Annotated in this window: 22 protein-coding genes; 8 read left to right on the forward strand and 14 right to left on the reverse strand. The window is 55.8% G+C overall.

From position 1 onward, the window contains the following. The first annotated feature begins 10 nt into the window (after positions 1 to 10). Together aroC and AAC636_RS01715 are read left to right on the forward strand one after the other, a co-directional pair. On the forward strand, positions 11 to 1111 hold the full coding sequence (gene aroC, locus AAC636_RS01710; RefSeq protein ID WP_340300175.1) for a chorismate synthase: 1101 nt from the start codon (positions 11 to 13) through the stop codon (positions 1109 to 1111). Positions 1112 to 1277: 166 nt separating this feature from the next. Next, a complete protein-coding gene (locus tag AAC636_RS01715; RefSeq protein WP_340300176.1) occupies positions 1278 to 1868 on the forward strand; it encodes a hypothetical protein in 591 nt (196 codons plus the stop codon). Between the two features lie 42 nt (positions 1869 to 1910). On the opposite strand, the gene AAC636_RS01720 is transcribed toward AAC636_RS01715, so the two are convergent. The 5 genes from AAC636_RS01720 to AAC636_RS01740 form a co-directional block, all read right to left on the reverse strand. After that, positions 1911 to 2795, reverse strand: a complete 885-nt coding sequence (locus AAC636_RS01720) for a DMT family transporter (RefSeq protein WP_340300177.1) — start codon at positions 2793 to 2795, stop codon at positions 1911 to 1913. A 106-nt stretch (positions 2796 to 2901) separates the two neighbouring features. Continuing rightward, the gene (locus tag AAC636_RS01725) at positions 2902 to 3192 is read right to left on the reverse strand and encodes an HU family DNA-binding protein (RefSeq protein ID WP_340244157.1); all 291 of its coding nucleotides are present in this window, start codon (positions 3190 to 3192) and stop codon (positions 2902 to 2904) included. 129 nt (positions 3193 to 3321) lie between these two features. Continuing rightward, positions 3322 to 4806 carry an AMP nucleosidase gene (locus tag AAC636_RS01730; RefSeq protein ID WP_340300178.1) on the reverse strand — a complete coding sequence of 495 codons (1485 nt, stop codon included), beginning with the start codon at positions 4804 to 4806 and terminating at the stop codon, positions 3322 to 3324. A gap of 23 nt (positions 4807 to 4829) precedes the next feature. Further along, positions 4830 to 5537 carry a sulfotransferase-like domain-containing protein gene (locus tag AAC636_RS01735; protein ID WP_340300179.1) on the reverse strand — a complete coding sequence of 236 codons (708 nt, stop codon included), beginning with the start codon at positions 5535 to 5537 and terminating at the stop codon, positions 4830 to 4832. Position 5538: 1 nt separating this feature from the next. Next, positions 5539 to 6438: a D-amino acid aminotransferase gene (locus AAC636_RS01740; RefSeq protein ID WP_340297983.1), complete on the reverse strand. Its 900-nt coding sequence runs from the start codon at positions 6436 to 6438 to the stop codon at positions 5539 to 5541. Between the two features lie 126 nt (positions 6439 to 6564). On the opposite strand from AAC636_RS01740, the gene AAC636_RS01745 reads away from it, so the two are divergent. Then, positions 6565 to 6819, forward strand: coding sequence for a hypothetical protein (locus AAC636_RS01745; RefSeq protein ID WP_340300180.1), 255 nt, complete (start codon positions 6565 to 6567; stop codon positions 6817 to 6819). Between the two features lie 3 nt (positions 6820 to 6822). Here the strand turns inward: AAC636_RS01745 and AAC636_RS01750 are convergent, their stop codons facing one another. From AAC636_RS01750 to AAC636_RS01765, 4 genes are all read right to left on the reverse strand, one after another. Further along, positions 6823 to 7113, reverse strand: a complete 291-nt coding sequence (locus tag AAC636_RS01750; RefSeq protein WP_340300181.1) for a hypothetical protein — start codon at positions 7111 to 7113, stop codon at positions 6823 to 6825. A 70-nt stretch (positions 7114 to 7183) separates the two neighbouring features. Continuing rightward, a complete protein-coding gene (gene rlmH / locus AAC636_RS01755) occupies positions 7184 to 7654 on the reverse strand; it encodes a 23S rRNA (pseudouridine(1915)-N(3))-methyltransferase RlmH (RefSeq protein WP_340262373.1) in 471 nt (156 codons plus the stop codon). Positions 7655 to 7660: 6 nt separating this feature from the next. Next, positions 7661 to 8056, reverse strand: a complete 396-nt coding sequence (gene rsfS / locus AAC636_RS01760) for a ribosome silencing factor (protein WP_340300182.1) — start codon at positions 8054 to 8056, stop codon at positions 7661 to 7663. A gap of 308 nt (positions 8057 to 8364) precedes the next feature. After that, on the reverse strand, positions 8365 to 9447 hold the full coding sequence (locus tag AAC636_RS01765) for a TsoY family (seleno)protein (RefSeq protein ID WP_340300183.1): 1083 nt from the start codon (positions 9445 to 9447) through the stop codon (positions 8365 to 8367). Positions 9448 to 9663: 216 nt separating this feature from the next. On the opposite strand from AAC636_RS01765, the gene smc reads away from it, so the two are divergent. Then, on the forward strand, positions 9664 to 13128 hold the full coding sequence (gene smc / locus AAC636_RS01770; protein ID WP_340300184.1) for a chromosome segregation protein SMC: 3465 nt from the start codon (positions 9664 to 9666) through the stop codon (positions 13126 to 13128). Here smc and cbiB read toward each other — a convergent pair. The 3 genes from cbiB to AAC636_RS01785 are packed head-to-tail and all read right to left on the reverse strand — an operon-like array spanning position 13125 to position 16024. Further along, positions 13125 to 14054, reverse strand: a complete 930-nt coding sequence (gene cbiB, locus AAC636_RS01775; RefSeq protein WP_340300185.1) for an adenosylcobinamide-phosphate synthase CbiB — start codon at positions 14052 to 14054, stop codon at positions 13125 to 13127. The genes smc and cbiB overlap by 4 nt on opposite strands. Next, positions 14051 to 15010: a threonine-phosphate decarboxylase gene (locus AAC636_RS01780; protein WP_340300186.1), complete on the reverse strand. Its 960-nt coding sequence runs from the start codon at positions 15008 to 15010 to the stop codon at positions 14051 to 14053. Before AAC636_RS01780 ends, cbiB begins: the two co-directional genes overlap by 4 nt. Before the next feature lie 33 nt (positions 15011 to 15043). Beyond that, complete coding sequence (locus AAC636_RS01785) at positions 15044 to 16024, reverse strand: glutathione S-transferase family protein (protein WP_340300187.1); 981 nt, start codon at positions 16022 to 16024, stop codon at positions 15044 to 15046. 204 nt (positions 16025 to 16228) lie between these two features. On the opposite strand from AAC636_RS01785, the gene AAC636_RS01790 reads away from it, so the two are divergent. The 4 genes from AAC636_RS01790 to AAC636_RS01805 all read left to right on the forward strand — a co-directional run bounded on the left by AAC636_RS01790 (position 16229) and on the right by AAC636_RS01805 (position 19567). Further along, entirely contained in the window at positions 16229 to 16573 is a 345-nt protein-coding gene (locus tag AAC636_RS01790) for a hypothetical protein (RefSeq protein WP_317656878.1), read from the forward strand. Positions 16574 to 16727: 154 nt separating this feature from the next. Beyond that, positions 16728 to 17729, forward strand: coding sequence for an N-acetyltransferase DgcN (gene dgcN / locus AAC636_RS01795; protein WP_340300188.1), 1002 nt, complete (start codon positions 16728 to 16730; stop codon positions 17727 to 17729). Then, the gene (gene dgcA, locus AAC636_RS01800; RefSeq protein WP_340300189.1) at positions 17726 to 18700 is read left to right on the forward strand and encodes an N-acetyl-D-Glu racemase DgcA; all 975 of its coding nucleotides are present in this window, start codon (positions 17726 to 17728) and stop codon (positions 18698 to 18700) included. Before dgcN ends, dgcA begins: the two co-directional genes overlap by 4 nt. 6 nt (positions 18701 to 18706) lie before the next feature. Beyond that, the gene (locus tag AAC636_RS01805; protein WP_340300190.1) at positions 18707 to 19567 is read left to right on the forward strand and encodes a D-amino-acid transaminase; all 861 of its coding nucleotides are present in this window, start codon (positions 18707 to 18709) and stop codon (positions 19565 to 19567) included. Between the two features lie 60 nt (positions 19568 to 19627). Here AAC636_RS01805 and AAC636_RS01810 read toward each other — a convergent pair whose 3' ends face one another. Next, on the reverse strand, positions 19628 to 19846 hold the full coding sequence (locus AAC636_RS01810) for a hypothetical protein (RefSeq protein ID WP_340253096.1): 219 nt from the start codon (positions 19844 to 19846) through the stop codon (positions 19628 to 19630). 104 nt (positions 19847 to 19950) lie between these two features. Next, positions 19951 to 21642: a Y-family DNA polymerase gene (locus AAC636_RS01815; protein WP_340300191.1), complete on the reverse strand. Its 1692-nt coding sequence runs from the start codon at positions 21640 to 21642 to the stop codon at positions 19951 to 19953. Positions 21643 to 21692: the final 50 nt, after the last annotated feature.

A 21692-nucleotide genomic window follows, 5' to 3' on the forward strand; every position in this document is an offset into this window, starting at 1 on the left:
GGTCACGCCAATGTCGATGAACACATTCGGTCATCTTTTTCGGGTTACCACTTGGGGCGAAAGCCACGGGCCAGCCCTTGGCGCGACTGTTGACGGATGCCCCCCAGGTGTCGCGATAGATGCCGCAATGCTGCAGCATTGGCTTGATCGCCGCAAACCAGGGCAGAATAAATACACCACGCAACGCCGCGAACCTGACGAGGTGGAAATTCTTTCGGGCGTTTACGAGGGCCAGACGACAGGCACGCCGATACAGTTGATGATCCGCAACACGGATCAGCGGTCGAAAGATTATTCTGAAATTGCCGAAAAATTCCGTCCAGGCCATGCCGACATCACCTATTGGCAAAAATACGGTATCCGCGATCCGCGCGGGGGTGGGCGATCAAGCGCGCGAGAAACCGCTGCACGCGTGGCTGCAGGCGGGGTTGCGCGCGCGGTTTTGGCCACGCTGCTGCCTGATCTGCAAATTACGGGCTTCATGGTGCAAATGGGCCCACATCAGATTGACCGTGCGCGGTTTGACTGGGATCAGATTGAGCAGAACCCATTTTGGACGCCTGACCCCAAGGCGGCGGCAGATTGGGCAAGCTATTTAGATGGTCTTCGTAAATCGGGCGACAGTGTCGGCGCGGTGATCGAGGTGGTCGCGCGCGGTTTGCCCGCAGGTCTTGGCGCGCCGATTTATGGCAAGCTTGATACGGATTTGGCCGCAGCGATGATGTCAATTAATGCCGTGAAAGGTGTTGAGATTGGCGAGGGCATGAACGCCGCTGCTTTGCGGGGTAGTGAAAACGCGGATGAAATCACGATGGGCGCAGATGGCCCACAATACGCCTCTAATCACGCGGGCGGGATTTTGGGTGGAATTTCCACTGGCCAAGATGTGGTTGTGCGTTTTGCAGTGAAACCCACCTCCTCAATCCTGACACCGCGCCAAACGATCACGAAATCGGGCGAATCGGCTGAGATCATCACAAAAGGGCGGCATGATCCTTGTGTGGGTATTCGTGCTGTTCCCGTGGGTGAAGCGATGATGGCCTGTGTGGTTCTGGATCATTTGTTGCTGCATCGCGGACAAATCGGCGCAAATCGTGGCACCATCGGCTGATCGTTTCTTAGATTAGTTTCAAATTCCGTAAAATTTTCTTGGCCTTGCCGCTTTTTAACCAAGTTTCCTTGCGATCTTGAGGGGGTAAACGAGTAAGAGGTTAACTATGCGACAGGCCAAGCGAACATGGGCACTTCCGAGATCCTTTCCGGTGTATGGAAGAACGATGATCATCGCGCTCATGGCGCTTGGCCTCCTCATTGGGATGGTTTGGCGGATCGGCCCGACCCCCGATGTCTGGGCAAGCACCAATGACAGCACGGCGGGTTTGCGGGTGTTCTCGCAAGACGACCGACTGGTCTCTTTCGAAGATTTCGAGTTTAACGAAGGCGGCTTTAGTGGTGCGGCTCAATCAAATCAATCCGTGATAACGGGCGGTATTCTGGGCCCTGTTGCAGCAGGGTTGGTGATCCAAAAACCAATCCTTTTGCCACTTGGTTTTCGCAATGCTGTGCTTGAGTTAGACCTATGGCTTCTTGACGGATGGGACGGTGCAGCGGTTGAACTGAGCTTTGCCGATGCAGCCTTGCGCATTACAGGCGAGGCGCACGCCCCCGTGATCGAGATCGCGCGGCAGAGCCCAACAGGCACGCGGTTTCAATTGCTTGACGCGCATCCCAAACCCGATGGGTCAGCGCAATCGGAGGAAGACACCACAAGATTATCTTTGCGCATTGCGGTCAGCAGCTATGACGCAGAGAGAGAAATCAGCCTATTTGGCAGCGATGATACGGATACGCCCTATCGCTGCTATTGATAATCTGCGCGTCATTGTCAGCGAAACGCCGCTTGAAGGGGCCTAGCTGCTTGGCGGCGTTGGGGTGACGCGGGCCAATTGCACCGCCAAGATCCCGCCTGCGATAATGGCAACCCCAATGAGGTCGGCCAAAGATAATTGTTCCCCAAGAAGCGCCGCGGCAATCGCCACGCCGAAAAACGGATTCAAGAAATGAAACGTTGCGGCGCGGGTTGCGCCAATGCGGGCGACCAACAAAAACCAAATCCACGTTGCCAAAAGACCTGGGGCTAAAGTTGTATAAGTGAAGGCCCAAAAGAGACGCTGCGACATGTCAAATTCTGGCGTTTCAAAGATTAAGGCAAAGGGCAGCAAGACAATCGAGCCAACCGCCATTTGCAAGCCAACGGTCATGATCACATTTCCGCCCGAGGCTGAGGCACTGCGCACGGCCAATGTTGCGATGGTCAGCGCCACGGCAGCTATGACGCAGAGTGCAAGGCCCATGACATCCGCCCCGCCTGTTAATCGCTGTGACATAATCAGCGCCACCCCAGTAAAGCCCGCAATTAGGCCGAAAATCCCTAGCTTTGGGAGGGTTTCGCGAAAAAACGTCCAATTCGCAGTCGCCACCAACAGCGGCATACTGGATGCGATAATGGCTGCAAGCCCCGCTTCGACCGTTTGCATGGCGATAAAATTCAGGCCCAGATAGATCGCGTTTTGGCAGGTGCCAAAAATCAAAATGCCGCGCCATTGCTTGGCTGAAAATTTCCAGTGTTGTCCGAGAGACTTGGCAATGGCCACACCAATCAGACCCGCTAATCCAAAGCGCAGAACCAATGCGTAGAGGGGGGGCGCGGCCTCAACGATCATCCGCGCAGAGGTGAAAGCCGAAGACCATATGAGGGCGAAAATCAGCCCCATTCCAATTGCACGAAAATCCATGTCATGCATCCTGCCGAAACCTGCTTGCGACACAGAAGCATGAAACCTGCCCAAGAAAAAGGGCCGCCCAAGAAGGCGGCCCTTAAAATTTCGAAACTGCTAAAACTTAGCCGTTTACGCTGTCCTTCAATGCCTTTGCGATTGTGACCTTCACAACCTTGTCGGCAGGCTTTTTGATCTGCTCACCCGTTGCTGGGTTGCGCACCATACGCTCGGGACGTGCGCGGCAGTATACTTTGCCAATCCCAGGAAGGGTTACTGCGCCACCGCCTGCGACTTCTTTGGTGACCACTGCGGTCACTGCATCCAAAGCGGCTGCTGCGGTTTTCTTGTCACTGCCCATTTCGTCGGCAAGCGCGGCAACAAGCTGCGTCTTTGTCATCGGTTTCTGTGCCATTTTTTATCTCCTTTACTCCCCGAACCCTTGGGCTCGCTGGTGCGAAATTACCCTAATATTGTGGAGGGACACAACAATTAGTAGACAAACTGGTGCAGAAAACATGCATCTTGACAGAAATTTATATATTTATAAGAAAGCCGTTTCCTCAAAAGACCGCAATTTTCGGCTATGAAGGCGTTCAAGCGGCATTTCGCGCAATTTTTCCATGGCGCGAATGCCGATCAACAAATGTCGCGTCACTTGGGTTTTATAGAATTCTGAGGCCGTTCCGGGCAGCTTTAATTCGCCATGCAGCGGCTTATCCGAGACACAAAGCAGCGTGCCATAAGGCACCCGAAAGCGAAATCCATTGGCGGCGATTGTTGCGCTTTCCATATCAAGTGCGATGGCGCGACTTTGGCTGAGGCGCTTTACGGGGCCAGATTGATCGCGCAATTCCCAATTGCGATTGTCGATTGTGGCGACCGTGCCTGTGCGCATGATCCGTTTCAATTCATAGCCAGACACTTGCGCAACATCTGCCACCGCATCCTCAAGGGCAATTTGAACTTCGGCCAATGCGGGGATGGGAACCCATGCGGGCAGGTCATCATCAAGAACATGATCTTCGCGCAGATAGGCATGTGCCAAGACATAATCGCCAAGCGCCTGCGTGTTGCGCAGACCTGCACAATGACCAACCATCAACCATGCATGGGGTCGCAAAACTGCAATATGGTCAGTGGCGGTTTTTGCGTTTGAAGGCCCAACCCCAATATTAACCAAACTAATACCTGCATTGTCTTTGCGGGTGAGGTGATAGCTTGGCATCTGGGGCATTTTTGCGGGATGTGTGAGCTCTGCCTCAGCCGTCATCAAAACTTGATTGCCCGGCCCAACGAGGGCGGTGTAGCCACTGTTTGGGTCGGCCAACATTGCCCGCGCATAGGCAATGAATTCGTCAACATAGAATTGGTAATTGGTGAACAGAACATGGTTCTGGAAATACACGGGATCAGTCGCTGTATAATGAGCGAGCCGTGCCAGAGAATAGTCGATCCGTTCGGCGGTAAAGGGTGCAAGCGGCCCCGATCCGTCTGGATGCTTAAAGCCAAAGGAATTGACGATCTCGTCATGGATGCCGCCCAGATTAGGCACATCAAACATATCGCGCAAGGGAAAGGTTAGCGCTGCCTCTTGCGGGACGTTGAGATTGGGATCCGTCAGCACTGCAAAATGTAGCGGAATTGGCGTAGAGGATACCCCAATCGCGACCTCAACATTATGGTTTTCAATCAGAAGGGCGATTTGCTGTGTCAGGTAATTGGCAAATAAATCGGGGCGCGTGACCGTTGTGGAATAGGTGCCCGGTTCTGCGACATGACCAAAAGAAAGGCGGGTGTCGATCTTGCCAAAACCTGTCGTGGCAATCCGTATCTCGGGATAAAAGGCGCGATAGCGGGTGTTCTCGCGCGGGGCGTTTAGGGCCTCGGAAAAGGCATCGTAAAGGAATTTTGTGGCCGCCTGATACAGCAGTTGCAATTCGGCGACTGCGTCTGCGGCCTTACTGAAATACTTGGGGTGAGGTGCGGCGGGGGATAGGATTTGTTCGTCTTTGGCTGATTTTCGCATCGCGCACTCCCCCTGATTTAACCTTAGCGTGTGTGTTTTAGACTGCGCATTTGTTCGTAATATTCAAGCGCCTCGGTCAGCAGCCCATGATATTCTTTGGGCAAATCAGGCAATGGCCCTTCGGGATCAGAAATCCCAGTTGAGCGATGCACAGCCCCATACCAATGCTTGGCCCAGATCCCATCTTGGGCCCGCGGCCCTGCAGGCCAAGATAACATTGCCGCGTCAAATGGAAGGCCGGCCGCTGCGCAGATCATCCGCAACATGGCCTCTGGGTTCGCGCGAATATCTGTGCTGTCGAAAATTGGGCCAGGGAGGCGTTGATAAAGCGCCCATTGTTGAGGATAGCCGATATCAAGCAAGCTCGGCATATCGCGTTTGGCGAGGTAGGAGGCAATGACGCGGGCGGGGTGACGGATCAAATGCATATTCACGCAGCCCTCAGCCCAAGTCAGGTCAAACCCATCTAACATATGGTGGGGCATGTGTTTCATATACCAATGCTCTTTTCCGTCAGGCGGGCTACCTGCACAGCGCCGTGCCACGATCTTGGCATCGCTTTCATGCGCGGCAAGGATATCGGATCGCATCGGGTGGTCGAGCCCTGTCTCTGCCAAATAGGGGGCGTAGAATGGCTCGTCCCAAACCGCGCAATCGGCGCGCGCCCCAAAGGCATACATCATCGCAGTCGAAAGGTTGCGTGGCCCCGACCACATGGCAATTTTTGTCATTCTATTCTGTGCCTTGATCAATCATGTCTTTATAAAGCGCGCGGATGCGCGTGGTCAGTGGCCCCAAATCGCCTGTGCCGATGACGCGGCCGTCAATCTTGCCTACAGGGGTTTGCGCGCCGAATGTGCCCGTCAAAAATGCCTCATCTGCGCTATAGGTTTCCACCAAGGAAAAGTTTTTCTCAAAGACGGGGATGTCATTGTTGCGGCACAGGTCAATGACCTTCTGCCGTGTGATCCCATTCATGCAATAATCGCCTGTGCTTGTCCAAACCTCGCCCTTGCGAATGATGAAGAAATTGCACGCATTTGTGGTGTTCACAAAGCCATGGATGTCTAACATCAATGCCTCATCTGCTCCCGCCTTTTCCGCGGCGATGCAAGCGAGAATACAATTCAATTTGGAATGAGAGTTTAGCTTGGGGTCCTGCGTCATCGGCAAGCCGCGCAGATGTGGCACTGTGGCCAGACGAATGGGGCGCGGGATGGAGGGTTTGGAATGCTCCATGATGATCGCAACAGTCGGGCCAGAACGCGACAGGGCAGGATGTTGAAAGGGGCGCATCTTGACCCCACGCGTGACCATCAACCTGGCATGGGCATCGGTCTGCATCTCGTTGGCGCGGCGGGTGTGTTCGAGGGCCGCAATCACCGCGGCGCGGGTCATGCCGATATCAAGATCAATCGCTTTGGCAGCCTCAAACAGGCGATCCATATGATCGTCTAAAAAGGCCCATTTCCCATTATAGAGACGTAACCCCTCCCAAACGCCATCACCAAGCATAAAGCCGCTGTCATAGACGCTGACCATTGCCTCGGCGCGCGGTTTGAGCGCTCCGTTGATCCAGATCAGAATATGTTCATTGCGCGCGTCTTCTTCGCTTTGATGTGTGCTGACCATGATTTGCCTTGCCCTTGCCCTAGTCACCTTCGCGTGAGGAGACAGGATGCCGTCTTGATGTGCAATATCAATCACAGTTTAGTGCGGGCAGTTTCCACATTTTCCCAAAGCAATGGGAGGCAGGCTATGACACGGACTGACAATAAATCACTGCGCAGTGGGTTTAAACTGGTCGCTTTGAGTGTCGCCATTGGGCTGGCATTTGTGTTGCAGATGGTTTCGCCTCAGGATCGCGGTGCGGTGATTGTGCAATCTCTGTTGAAGGGGCAAATGCCTGTCTTCGGGCACATTGCGCCCTGTGATCTGGTGTGCAAAGGCCCGCAGATCTTGCCCGCAACAGGCGATCTGAACGCGAACGCGCCCCGTTTGCGGGATATCTGAGCGCTACGACAGCATGGCCTTATGCGCCTTGATGGCCTCATTCAGGTCTGCATAGTAGTTAAGCTTTCCCGCCTCTAGAATGAGCGCCGCATCGCAATAGTCGCGCAGTTCGGCCAGATCACGAGATGTGCTTTCCAGAAGTGCATCAAGCGCGCGCGATAAAGACGCGAGGCGATTATGCGTTGCAATCACCGCCACCAACCGACCCTTAGGCGGCATATCCCCGTCTGGCCTTGGGTGCTGGCCCGTGGGTGCAGGGCTGCCCAAATGCAACATGGGTGTCAGGCAGGTCATCGCCAATCTTGGCCTCTCGCGCGAAATCTCAATCGCGGCCAAGTTCGGATATTTTGCTTAAAGAAAGGTTTCAGACGCGGTGATAAGGCGCGCCCGCAAGGATTGATGCGGCACGGTAAAGCTGTTCAGACAGCATCACCCGCACCAACATATGCGGCCAAACCATACGGCCGAAGGAAATACGCCGTGCGGCTTCGCCGCGCAGGTTTGGCTCAATGCCATCTGCCCCGCCAATGATCAGCGCCAAATCGCTTGTTCCTTGATCACGCACTTGGCCAAGACCTGTGGCGAATTCTGGAGAGCTTAGGGTCTCGCCCCGCTCGTCTAGCGCCCAGATCAGCGCGGATTTTGGCAAAGCACGGCGCAGCAAGTCGCCTTCGGCTTTCATGCCCTGATTCTTTTTATCTTCCACCTCAATGACATCGCCTAAGGTCAGGCCAAGTGCGCGGCCAGTGCGATCAAATCGCGTGAGGTAATCGGTAATCAGATCATGTTCGGGGCCTTGCCGCAGGCGACCAACACAACAGATGGACACGCGCATGGCCGATTAGGCCTGCGCCGTGCCATTGGGCAGCCACATCTTTTCGATCTGGTAGAAATCCCGCACTTCCGGGCGGAAGATATGAACGATCACATCGCCCGTGTCGATTAAAGCCCAATCACCTGCATCTTTGCCCTCGGTTTTGGACAAAAGCCCGTAATCTTGCTTGAGGCGATCCACCAAATTGGTCGCTATAGCGGCCACTTGCCGTGTCGAACGCCCCGAAGCCACGACCATATAATCGGCCATCGAGGATTTCCCCGCCAGCTCGATCGTGATTACGTTTTCAGCTTTGTCATCGCTCAGAGAGTCAAGCACTTGGTCTAGCAAATCCTTGCCTCCAATGCGGGGTGCATGCGTGTCGGCATGCGGCGCAATCTCTGCGGTGTCAGTTACCGCCATTCTCGGTCCAGTCAGGACGAAGGCCCTCCGTTTCATGGCGTCAGTCTAAGATGGGCAACCATCTGGCGCTGACGAATACTCCAAGGATACCACTGCTTGGGGATGATCTCAATGCAAAGGATAATATGGGATTTATACAAATGAAACGGGCCGCGATGTGCATCGCAGCCCGTAACCTCGTGGGGTGTGGTTTATTCAGCGGGCGCAAGTGCTGCGGCGCTGTTCTTCGCGAAATGTTTGCGCGCAAGGATCAGAACCAAGGCGATCATTGCGAATTGCAGGCCAAGGGCCAATGCGCTGACCACCCACTAGGCTGCGCCAAATTTTGCAATCATGCCTGTGGCGACCAGACCTTTGTTGATCCAAAAATGACCCAAGACAGATATTGCAACGCCAGGGCAAACAAGGGCGTATGAGCCTGCAGCGGCTTCGGTGCCATTAATGAAGCGGCCGAGATAGCCCACGCTGGTCAAGGCCATGATGCCAAAGAGTGCGATCAGAACTTCAATCGACTGCATGCGTGTCAGGAAGGTAAATGTTTCACCCGCACCGCCATGGATGTCGAAATGAACGTGCAGGCCATGCGAGATCCGCATCATCGCAATCGAAACAACAGTGATCAGCGGAATGATGACCATCAGCGTGGGGGTGGCCTCAACATTCAGGCCGTTCTCCATGATTGAGCGGAGACCCAGTATCGCGGCGACAAAAGCGATCAACAGCGCCGCCGTGATGAAGAAGGTTCCCAGAATAATCGAGACCCCTGCCGTCAGTTGTAGGTTCGACATTGCGGCGGGGGCAGCAAGGCCAACACCGATCATAGACAGCGCAAATGCGGGCAGAACTTGGGCAAAGGAGTTGTTCGCGGGACATTTTAAACCGCCATTGGCAAAGCGCGCCTTGAGGAAATCAGCGATCATGCGGAATGCCAGAATGCCGATCATCAAGAAGGCGGCCATGGCTGCGGGGAATAGATATTCCACAATGCTCCATAGCCCTGGGACAAAGGTAAGACCCAGCAGAAAGCCAACATTAGCCGTCATCGCCAAGGCAAGAGGCAGCGCCAAAACTTGGCTCCCTGCGTTTAAAGCGGCAAAATCTGAATAAGACGCCGCTGCGCGGAACGTAGATAAGCGCCCAAGGTTCCAGATCAACAGCTTGATGTTCAAGAACCCAAAAACTGCGATCCCCGCCATGGCGCCCAAGACCATAGCCTGCTTCAAAATTGACCCTGTCGTCAAGACCGCAAAGTTGTTTTCGAAGATCGGAACGGGTTGGTCAGGATGCGGCACCCAAAACATCAGCCACATAAAAAACGTAACGGCCAATCCCCCCGCACCTAGCGAAGCAAGGAAGTAGAGCGGTGAATATCGATTTTGAGCGAGTGACATTGCTAGTCCCCTTTGATGAACTTTGTCAACTGATTTCTGAACTAGTCGGTTTAGTTTAGAAATTGATAAAATGTCGCAGGGCAGAAAATTGGCTAAATTTGACTATATCTTGTGGAAAACTGGTTAAACTTATCCACATCGTGGGGTTCGTGATTGACTCTGCGATGGCAGCGGCGAGACAGTAACACTGAATAAGAATCACCGAAGGGTCTGCCTGTGCGGTTTTCCAGATTACGCTTGAACGGCTTTAAAAGCTTTGTTGACCCGACCGAATTGGTGATTTCGGACGGTCTTACGGGCGTGGTTGGCCCCAATGGCTGTGGCAAGTCTAATCTTCTGGAAGCGTTGCGGTGGGTCATGGGCGAGAACCGCGCCTCGGCGATGCGCGGCGGCGGTATGGAAGATGTGATTTTCGCGGGGGCGGCCACGCGGCCTGCGCGTAACTTCGCAGAAGTATCCCTTAGCATCGACAATCAAGACCGTCTCGCACCCGCAGGGTTTAACGAGGATGACACCCTTGAAGTCGTGCGCCGTATTACCCGCGATGCAGGATCCGCCTACAAGGCCAATGGCAAAGACACGCGTGCGCGCGATGTGCAGATGCTGTTTGCGGATGCCTCAACAGGCGCGCATAGCCCCGCCTTGGTGCGGCAGGGTCAGATTTCGGAGCTGATCAACGCAAAACCACGCGCAAGACGGCGGGTTCTTGAAGAGGCTGCGGGTATCTCGGGCCTCTATCAGCGCCGTCATGAGGCCGAGCTAAAGCTGAAGGGTGCAGAAACCAATCTCACCCGTGTTGATGATGTGATTGAACAACTGGCGGGGCAATTATCCTCGCTTGCTCGGCAGGCACGCCAAGCCGCGCGGTATCGCGAGATCGGGACAGAGCTGCGCCAAGCCGAAGGGATGCTGTTATATTTGCGGTGGCGAGAGGCAGATCAGGCCCGCGCACGCGCTGAGGAAACCTTGCGCTTGGCCGTGCAATCTGCGGCGCGGGCTGAGGCGGCCGCGGTCAAGGCCGCCCAAGCGCGTGAGGAGGCCGAAGCCGCCCTTCCCCCCAAACGGGAGGAGGAGGCAATTGCCGCCGCAATTTTGCAGCGGCTGACTGTAGAGCGCGAAACGCTGCAAGCCGAAGATTTCCGTGTTCGTCAAGCGATTGAAGGTTTGGAAGCACGGATTGAACAACTGACCCGTGACATTGGTCGCGAGGACAGCCTTAACACGGATGCAAGCGAAACAGTGGCCAAGCTGATGGAGGAGCGCGAAGCCCTCTTTGAGGCGCGTAAAGGCCATGATGAGGCGCTGAAGGCAGCGTCACTTGCGGCCGCTGATGCCGCTGAGGTTTTGGCCGATTGTGAAACGGGCCTCAGTCAGCTGACAGAAGACGCGGCGCGTCTTGCAGCGCGCCATCAATCCGCAGAGCGCATTGTTTCTGACGCCCGCGCGGCCCTTGAGCGGAACCGCGCCGAGGCGGAAAAGGCACGGCTTGCGGCGGCGGAAGCCGAAGCGCGCTTGGCCGAGGTGAACCACGATGTAGACACAGCACAAACCGCTTTGGCCAGTGCGACAGAGCAAGCAAACCAAGCTGAGGCTGCATTGGCACAGGCCGAAGCAGATCGCGCCACCGCACAAAGCGAAGAGGGCGAGGCCCGCGCGGCTTTGGCTGAGGCCAATGGCACGCTCAGCACGCTTGAGTCCGAAGTGCGCGCATTGCGCCGCCTGCTTGAGCGTGAGCAGGGCGCGGCGGAGCAATTGCTGGATCATGTGAAGGTGGATGTGGGTTTTGAGGCCGCCGTTGGGGCGGCCTTGGCCGATGACCTCAAGGCCCCGATCCGCGCAGATGGTCTGGCAACACGGCTGACGGGGTGGCTTGGTCTGGATCAATATGCCAATCCCCAACCCTTGCCCCAAGGAGCGATTTGTTTGGCCGATGTCACCCGCGCGCCGCGCGTATTGGCGCGGCGTTTGTCGCAGGTCGGTATTGTCGATGCGGCAGATGGGGCGCGGTTGCAAAAGGATCTTTTGCCAGGTCAGCGCTTGGTCAGCCGTGAGGGTGATCTCTGGCGGTGGGACGGCTATAGCCTTGCATCTGAGGACAGCTCAAGCGCGGCTGCACGGCGCTTGCAGCAGGTCAATCAACTGGAAAGGTTAGACCAGGAATTGACTGCGGCCAAGGATGCCGCCGATGCCGCCCGCAGCCGTCATGACGAAATTTCAGCACGCCTCACTGCTGCAAGCGAGGCAGATAAAACTGCCCGCCAATCGCGCCGTGACGCCGATAGCGCGATGGCCGAAGCCAGCCGCCTCTTGTCGCGCGCCGAAGCAGAGCGCAATATTTTGGCGGGTCGTCTTGAGACATTGAACCAAGCCGTCAGCCGCCATGGCGAGGAAGCCGCAAGTGCCGAGCGGCAATTGGTTGAAGCTGAGGTGGGGCAAAAAGCCCTTGAAGACCTCACGACAATGCGCGCGCGGGTTGAAAGCGCGAAATCGACAGTCGAGGCTGCGCGCTTGACGATGTTGGCCAAACGCACGGCGCATGACGAGATCAAACGAGAAGGCGAAGCGCGGGAACGCCGCATTGACCAAATTGCAAGCGAAGTAGATGGGTGGCAAAAGCGTCTTGATACCGCCAAGTCCCGCATGGCAGAGTTGAACACCCGCCGCATTGAGGCCGAGGCTCAATTGCAAGATGCGAAGAACAAACCCGACCATCTTGCGGGCCAGCGCGCAGAATTGGCGCAAAAGATCAAAGATGCTGAGGCACGCAAGGCGGCTGCCGCAGATGCGTTGGGCGTTGCAGAAGGTATTGCGCGCACCGCGACATCTGCCGAGCGTGATGCCGAACGCAGCGCCTCGGATGCCCGCGAAGCCCGTGCGGCTGCCGAAGCGCGGCGCGATGGTGCGGCAGGATCCGTTGCCCATGCAGCAGAGCGCATCTATGAGGAGATGGAAGTCACCCCTGACGCGTTGTTAGAGCAATTAGAGACAGACCCGACCGATATGGCCTCGGCTGAAAAGCTTGAAGGCGATGTTATGCGCCTGCGCCGTCAGCGCGATGCGCTTGGTGCGGTTAACCTGCGGGCTGAGGAGGATGCGCGCGAAGTCCAAACCGAGCATGACACGTTGCTGTCAGAAAAGCAGGATCTTGAGGCTGCCATTTCAAAGCTGCGTTCGGGGATTGCGGCCTTGAACAAAGAAGGGCGCGAGCGTCTTTTGACAGCCTTTGATGAGGTCAATCGCAATTTCGGACAGTTGTTTAGTCACCTCTTTGACGGTGGTGAAGCGCGGCTTGTTTTGGTCGAAAGCGATGACCCTCTGGAAGCGGGGCTTGAGATCCTGTGCCAACCGCCGGGCAAGAAACTCTCGACCTTGTCACTGTTGTCGGGGGGGGAACAAACCCTTACCGCGCTTGCGCTTATCTTCGCGGTATTCTTGGCCAATCCTGCGCCAATCTGTGTGTTGGACGAGGTGGATGCGCCTTTGGACGATGCCAACGTGACCCGTTTCTGCGATATGTTGGACGAGATGACCCGCCGCACCAAAACGCGCTTCTTGATCATCACGCACCATGCTGTGACGATGGCGCGGATGGATCGCTTGTTCGGCGTCACAATGGCCGAGCAAGGTGTCAGCCAATTGGTCAGTGTTGATCTGAAAAAGGCTGAGGCCTTGGTCGCCTAGGTGGCCAAGACCGCCAGAAGTAAGACAGCAAACACAAATGCGGCCCATGATTTCCAAAGGATCGTAACCGCGTTCGAAATATCGCTGCGTGTGGCCTCTGCCCGTCCTGCGGCGTTCAGGCTTGGGTGATCGCTGAGATGCCCATGATAACTGCGCGGGCCTGCCAATGTGATATCAAGCGCGCCTGCCATTGCGGCTTCGGGCCATCCTGCATTGGGGCTTGGGTGCTTTGAGGCGTCCTCGCGCATCACCGCCCCAGCCGCAGGTTTGCCGCAAACAGCGGCAATCAGTGCCCCGCTGAGACGGGCAGGGATGTAGTTGAGGATGTCGTCAAACTTGGCGGCAGCAAACCCAAATTCCTCATGTCGCGGGGTGCGGTGGCCAATCATGCTGTCGGCTGTGTTCACGAGTTTGTAGAGCAACACGCCAGGTAGCCCGAGGATAAGAAACCAAAAGGCAGGTGCAATCACCCCGTCTGAAAAATTTTCAGCCGCAGATTCAATCGCGGCACGGCTGATTTCGCTTTCACCCAATTCAGCCGTGTCCCGCCCTACGATATCGCTGAGCGCGCGGCGGGCTTCGGGCAGCGATAGGCCCAAAGCATCGCGCACGGCCAAGACGTGGGATATGAGGCTGCGCTGTGCGATAAGGATGGCTGCAAGCAGGATTGAGATCACCTCTCCATAGGGCAAGAGCGCGATTGTGGCCCCAAGCCCCAAAGCGCCAAGGGACAGAAGCGCCATAACCGTCACGCCTGCGCTGCGTGCAGCCGCGTTTTCGGTGTTGTAGCGGCGATCTGCCCAAGCAATGATCCGCCCCATCACCACGGCAGGATGGGGGATGCGCTGCCACAGCATGCGCGGTTCGCCAAATAGGGCATCAAGGCCAAGCGCCAGAACCAAGAGGGCAGCGGTTTCCGTGATCATGCCAATGCCTTTTCCAACCTTGTCCAGTCTTCGGGTGCATGGGGTAAGCCCAGTCTGATCATAGAGGTGGAATAGGAAAAGATGCGTGTCCAGATGTGATGCTGCGCAAGCTTGGATTGCAGGGCCGCAGCGTTGCCAACATGGAACAGTCGAAACAGGCTTGTGCCGCACGGATCATTTGCACCTGCCGCCGCCATCAGCGCATCAAGCCGCGCCGCATCTTGCGCCAATCTGCGGCGGGTATCTTCGGCCCATGCGGGATCACGCAAGGCCCGCGCCCCGATCACAAGGGCGGGGCCTGAAACAGACCATGGGCCCATGAGCGCCCGCAAACGGGCAATCGTGTCGGGGGCGGCGATGACAAAGCCAAGGCGCAGACCTGCAAGGCCCCAGAATTTCCCAAAGCTTTTAAGCACAATATCGCGACTGTTTTCTGCGATTTTGGGCAGGTGGCTTGCCTCAGGCATCACATCGCAGAAACTTTCATCATAGATGCGGATTTTGTTACTGACTGGTGCAGGCGCGAGGCGACCATCGGGGTTGTTGGGGTGGACATAGATCTCAAGCGCGGCGCTGCCTTGGGATATCGTCCAACCTGCACCCTCGAAACTGGCCGCCCATTCATTATAGGTGGGCATGGTGATCTGCACGGATTTGTCCAGATCCCGAAAAATCGTGGGCAATCGCGCAACTGCTGCAGAGGCGCCATGTGTTGGCAGAATATCAAGATATGCGGGAACCGACCAAAATGCGCGCGCGGCGGCAATCAGCGCGGCCTCAGCCCCTTGATCGGGCAGGGCGCGCCATGCATCGGCAGGCAGGTCACCGATTGGATAGGGGCAGGGGTTGATCCCTGTTGAAAGATCAAGCCAATCTGCGCGCGCCCCACCATATTGGGCAGCCGCGGCATCAATGCCGCCCCCATGGTCACGGCTATGTTGGGTTTTGGTCGTCATACCGCCTTAGATAGGCGATTTGTCCCGCCCCGCCTAGAGGTGGTCGCGCTCATGTGGGGCGTTGAAATCCAGCACAGGGTTAATCGGCAGGATGCGTGCGGGATTAATCATATCGTGGCTGTAATGGTAATGGCGCACGATATGATCAAAATGCACCGTATCTGCCACACCCGCCCATTGATATAGCTCGCGCGTGTAGCCCCAAAGATTGGGGTAATCGATGATCCGCTTGCGGTTGCACTTGAAATGCAGGTGATAGACCAGATCAAATCGGATCAACGTGGTAAACAGCCGCCAATCGGCCTCGGTGATGCGTGCGCCGATCAGATAGCGGTTGCGACTGAGGCCGTCATCCAACCAATCGAGCGCCTCAAAAAGCGTATGCACAGCATCATCATAGGCCGCCTGTGAGGTCGCGAACCCTGATTTGTAGACGCCGTTATTCACCTCGTCATAAATGCGCGCATTCACTTGGTCGATCTCTTGGCGCAGTTCTTCGGGGTAGAAATCCTGCGTGTCGTCTGTGATCCCGTTAAAGGCCGAATTGAACATTCGGATAATTTCCGAACTCTCATTCGAGACGATTTTCTCGCGCTCTTTGTCCCAAAGGATTGGAACTGTAACGCGGCCCGTCATGTCGGGTGTGTCTTTGAGATAGACATCACGGGCGAAAGGCAGGCCGTAGAGTGTATCCCCCGTAGCGCCGTCAAAATCTGTGGAAAATGTCCACCCATCCCCGAGCATATCGGGGTGCACAACGCTGACGCTGATATGGTCAGTCAGACCCTTGATGGCGCGGAAGATCATGGCGCGATTGGCCCAAGGGCACGCATGTGAAACATAAAGGTGATAGCGACCCGATTCTGTCTTGAAGCCGCCTTCACCTGAGGGGCCTGCACTGCCATCTTCGGTCACCCAGTTGCGAAACGAGGCCACACTGCGCTGGAATGCGCCGCCTGATTTTTTGGTGTCATACCAAACATCTTGCCATGTGCCATCGATCAAAAGACCCATTGGTTCCGCCTCGTCTCGCTGTTTCCTGTTGCCTCAGACCTAATGCGTGTGGCCTTTTCGTCCAACCCTAGGTCATGCAGAGGCACTCTGCGTATATGCACAGAACCCATGTTGCAAATTGGCAACGAATTTGCAGGTTGGTTAACCCGATGTTGACCAAAACCAAGCACGATCCATGTTACAGTGAGAGTTGATAGGTGTGTTATGAACGATTTTTTGCCCAAAGATGTCGTAGATGGCCTGCGCCACGCGAAGATGCGCGATCTCAAGCGCCGCGCGACCCGTTCGGTTCAGATCGGGGATGATGTTTATGCAATCCTAGAATTCACGCCCTCAGGTTTCGCGGTTGACGCGGAAACCACCCCGCATTTGCGCGGTTTGGTGGATGTTTACGAAGGCTCTCGTCACCAATGTCAGGCGTTAATTATCGCCTCAGAACAAGATGGTGATTTGATGCGCTATGAATTCAAGCGCAACACCGCCGCCTCTGATCGCGCCGCTTTGGATTTTGAAGAAGTGACGCCACAGGTTTCGGGATACTTGACCTGATTCGACTGAAATAACGCAATAAACCGCCGCTTGTGGTCTATTTTTCAAGAAATTCGTGCGAAAATTGCGTGCAGGTCGCGTGATTTTGCGAAAGAATTTCTGACGGCTTGGATTATCCTGTGACAAAGCTTCACCTCTTTGTCGGAGAGCCAAGATGATCAAGACCCCTTGCCTTTTGTTTTTGGGCGATGCGCCCGACCCTTTGGCGGCCAAAGTGGCGCAAGGTATTCGTGATTGGCGTCCTGAGAACGCAATAGGCCAATTCCGCATGGAAGGGTGTCAGGCCGATATGCGCTTGCCCGATATGACTTTGGCCGAGGCGCGCGCCGCTGGTGCGGAAACCCTCGTGATTGGCGTTGCCAATCGTGGCGGGGTGATCTCGCCTGCATGGAAAAAGGTTTTGATCGCGGCCCTAGAGGAAGGGTTTGATCTGGCCTCTGGGTTGCACAATCTGTTGCGTGATGAGCCTGATTTGGTCGCCGTAGCCAAGGCGACAGGGCGCAGTCTGCATGATGTGCGGGTGCCAAATGTGCAATATCCCATCGCTAATGGCGTAAAACGCAGCGGCAAGCGTTGCCTTGCCGTTGGCACGGATTGCTCGGTTGGGAAGATGTATACGGCGCTGGCCATGGATGCCGAGATGAAGGCGCGCGGGTTGAAATCCAGTTTCCGCGCCACGGGCCAGACAGGTATTCTGATTACAGGCGAAGGCGTGCCCTTGGATGCGGTCATTGCGGATTTCATTGCAGGGGCGGTGGAATGGTTAACCCCTGATAATGACCCAGATCATTGGGATATGATCGAGGGACAGGGCAGCCTGTTCCACATTTCCTATTCTGGTGTGACCATGGCTTTGGTGCATGGGGGTCAGCCCGATGCGTTGATCTTGTGCCATGAACCAACCCGCCCCCATATGCGTGGTCTGCCCGATTATGAAATGCCAAGCCTTGAGGCGCTGCGTGATCTGGCCCTGACACTTGCACGCCAGTCTAATGCAGCGGCGCAAGTGGTGGGGATCTCAATCAACACAGCGGCATTTGGCGAGGATGAAGCCTTGGCCTATCTTGCAGAGGCTGAAAAGCGCATGGGCTTGCCTGCTGTCGATCCTTTCCGCCAAGGTGCTGCACGTCTTTGTGACGCATTGGAGGCGATATGAGTTTTACCATCACGGCCACGCCCGAAACCTTTCGCTTGGCCGAGGTTTTTACGATTTCACGCGGCTCGCGTAGTGAGGCGCAGGTGGTCACAGTCCACATCAGCCGCGATGGGATCACGGGGCGGGGCGAATCTGTGCCCTATGCGCGCTATGGCGAGAGCATAGCCTCGGTCGTGGCGCAAATAGAGGGGCTGCCTGCAGGGATTGATCGTAAAAGCTTGCAGGACGCATTGCCCGCAGGGGCCGCGCGAAACGCAGTCGATTGTGCGATATGGGACTGGGAAGCAAAATCAACGGGGCGGCCCGTTTGGGATTTGGCGGGGCTTGCGACCGCGCCGCGCGCTGAGATTACAGCCTATACCCTGTCGCTTGACACGCCCGAGCGCATGGAGGCTGCGGCAGCGCGCCACCAATCCCGCCCGCTGCTTAAGATTAAATTGGGCACGTCCGATGACATGCCGCGTCTTGAGGCGGTGCGCCGTGGTGCGCCACGCGCGCGGATCATCGTGGATGCCAATGAGGGATGGACTGTGGACAGCTACAGTGATCTTGCGCCGCATCTGATCCGTCTCGGGGTCGAGATGGTGGAACAGCCGCTTCCTGCGGGTGCCGATGATCTTTTGGCTGAAATCGCCCGCCCCTTGCCAGTTTGCGCCGATGAGTCCGCCCATGATCGTGCGAGCCTGCCTGATCTGGTGGGCAAATACGATATGGTGAACATCAAATTGGATAAAACAGGCGGTTTGACAGAGGCGCTTGCGTTGCGCGATGCGGCTGTGGCGGAGGGCTATGGGATTATGGTGGGCTGCATGGTTGGCAGTTCTCTTGCTATGGCCCCTGCGCTTCTCGTGGCACAAGGCGCGGCAATTACCGATCTTGACGGGCCGCTTCTTCTGGCAGAAGACCGTGAGCACGCTTTGACATTTGACGCAGACGGGGTGCATCCTGCGCGTCCAGAATTATGGGGATGAGTTGAGATGACGCGCATCGTATATGTGAATGGCGAATATCTGCCCGAGGATCAGGCCAAAGTTTCGGTGTTTGATCGGGGGTTTCTGTTTGCCGATGGCGTCTATGAGGTGACCAGCGTCTTGGATGGCAAATTTATTGACTTCGAAGGCCACGCAAAACGCCTTGCCCGTTCCTTGAACGAATTGGGTATGCGCGCGCCATGCGACAGTGACCGCTTGCTTGAAATTCATCGCGAACTGGTGACGCGCAATGCCTTGGTCGATGGTATGATCTATCTACAGATCACTCGCGGCGCACCCAATGATCGCGATTTTGCCTATCCTGCTCCCGAGACAGAGCCAACCTTGGTGCTGTTCACCCAGTCCAAACCAGGTTTGGCACAAAGCCCAATGGCAAAGACAGGGATGAAGGTGATCTCTATTGAAGATCAGCGATGGGGGCGGCGCGATATTAAGACTGTGCAGCTCCTTTACCCGTCCATGGGCAAGATGATGGCAAAGGCGGCTGGCTGTGACGATGCGTGGATGGTGGAAGATGGTGCTGTGACAGAAGGCACGTCAAACAATGCTTATATCATCAAGGATGGCACGATCATCACCCGCAATCTTGGCACTGAAATTTTGCATGGGATCACCCGCGCAGCGGTGCTGCGTTTCGCGCGTGAAGCACAGATGAAGGTAGAAGAACGCCCCTTCACAGTCGCCGAGGCGCAAGCGGCAGATGAGGCATTTATCACCTCGGCCTCAACCTTCGTGATGCCTGTGGTTGAACTGGATGGAACGCCTATTGGCACAGGAAAACCTGGCCCTGTGGCGACACGTTTGCGCGAGATTTACCTTGAAGAAAGCCGTAAAGCGGCAATCTGAAAAGGCCAATAAAGAAGGGCGCGAGAGATCGCGCCCTTTTCAGTTGGAGTGAATTGTACCTTAATTTGTGAGGGTAATTGATCCCGCGGTAATTTGCGTAGGCGTAATGTTTTGCAAGGTCGCCACCAATGTGCCTGGCCCACCACCAAAGGACACAAGAACATTGGTGTTCGCGCCGTCTGCCACCAATTGCAAACTCGCCCCTGTCAGATCAGCCGAAGAACCATCTGCATTGGTCAGCAGCACTTGTAGCGTTTCGTTCGCAGTGAAATCGGCCACAATCTTATATTTTTAGACATTATTAACAAAATAAAAAAATCCAATCCTTGGAAACGGATTGTTCGCAAATCAGCAATGCATTGAAATTATTTGAGTTTCGCCTTTTAGGTGAAGTCACCCTGGGCAAACCAACCGCCTGTTATCGCGCCCCCATGGGCATAAAAAAGCCATAATCTGGCACCTTGCTCGGTGGTAATGCACCAATAATCCCGCAATCCAGTGCGCCAATTGGGGTCATCAAGCCACCATTCTGGCGCGATTCTTTCAGGGCCGATATAGGATTTCACAGTGAAATTTTGTCGCCGCCATGCAAAGCGAAATGGCGGTTCTGGGCTGTCGGGGGCATCAATAAATTCGGGCTTGAATAGGGTTAAAGGGCGCGGAAGATGCGCGCGTGGCCATAGGCTCCCAAACGGGTCTGACCATGCGGCCGCAAGAGACTTCTGTGATTTTTCGGGCAGATGGCTTTCTGCCGGATGGGGTCGGGTGATTGCTTCTAGCCCAATCCTTGTGCCAATGCGCGTGATCAGATCGTCCAAGGCGCTGCGCGCCGCATGGGCGCGCGCGGAACTATCCCCGCCTTGATGTGCGATGGCATTGCGCGCCTCGGTTTGCAGCGCCTCAAGGCGTATCATATCAAAGGCTGTAGAAGGTTCTAAATCTTTGAGGCCTTGTTCCATCTGTAATTTCAACAGGCTGTAAACGGTGCGCGCATCGGTATGGCTGCGCGCAAGCCGCAAAGTGATATGACGGCGCGCTTCGGTCATTTCGGCAAGATCAAGACGTAGGCTGCGCAGATCTCGCCCTGCTTTGTCGAGCTTTTGACACAGCGCTTCGGTTAAACGCAGGATCGCTGCATGAAGATCATCACTTGTGCCAATGGGTTCGGGAAAGCTCATGCGCACCGCGAAATAGGGCGTGCTGCGCGCGGGCGAGACAGGTTCGGCAAGACTTCCCAAAGCTTGGTCAAGGCGCTGGAGCAAAAATTGGCCAAAGCGCCGTGCCAGACCTGCGCGGGGTTGCGCAAGCAGATGGTGAATCTGATGCAGGCCAAGCCGTGCCAACCCGTCTATCGTTTCGTCCCCAAGCCTCAAAGCGGCGATAGGCAAGGGCAAAACTGCCGCGCGGGTTTCTAACGGGGGTGCGATATGAATAGACGCCTCTTTGCTTTGGCGGGCAAGTGGCGCAAATTTTGGGCTCATGTCACGCCTGCGCAAAGCGGCGCGTGCCCGCGTAGCGCGCGCTTCTTGGCTGATGGCATCACCACGGGCTTGTTGCGCTCTGCCACGACCATGTCCAAAGCGGGCCAAGGCCCAAGCTGCCCCGCGCGTATCGGCAAGCCCGATTTTCGCACTTAGCCCCAATGCCGCGAGGTCGGCGCAAATGGTCTCGGCCATGGCGGTTTCACCACTAAAAAGATGAGCGCAGCCAGAAATATCCATCACCAGACCATCTGTCCCCTCCGCCGCGATCCAAGGCGAAAATTTCTCTGCCCATCGACACAGCGCCTTGTGAAAGGCTTGTTCTTGCGCAGGGTTTTGACTGCGGGTGATCAGATTTGCACATAGCGCCATAGCGGCGCTTAACGCCTGTCCACGATAAAGCCCTGCGGCTTGTGCTTTGGGGCAGAGCGAGGAGAGAACTTGCCGATTGCCCGCTTCCGCAATCACGGCAAGTGGTTGCAGGCTCGTGCCGCGATGTAGGCGCAAGATTTGCTCCGCAGCAAGATGCGGCAAATAGATCGACAAAATGCGGCGCGTTTTGGTACGGGCCATTTGGGGGGCGGGGGCGGACATTCGAAATCATCCATCAAATGTTCACATTTTGTTCTTATTTAGTCCACACT

It is taken from the genome of Roseobacter sp. HKCCD5988 (assembly GCF_037830355.1).
Lineage (GTDB): Bacteria > Pseudomonadota > Alphaproteobacteria > Rhodobacterales > Rhodobacteraceae > M30B80.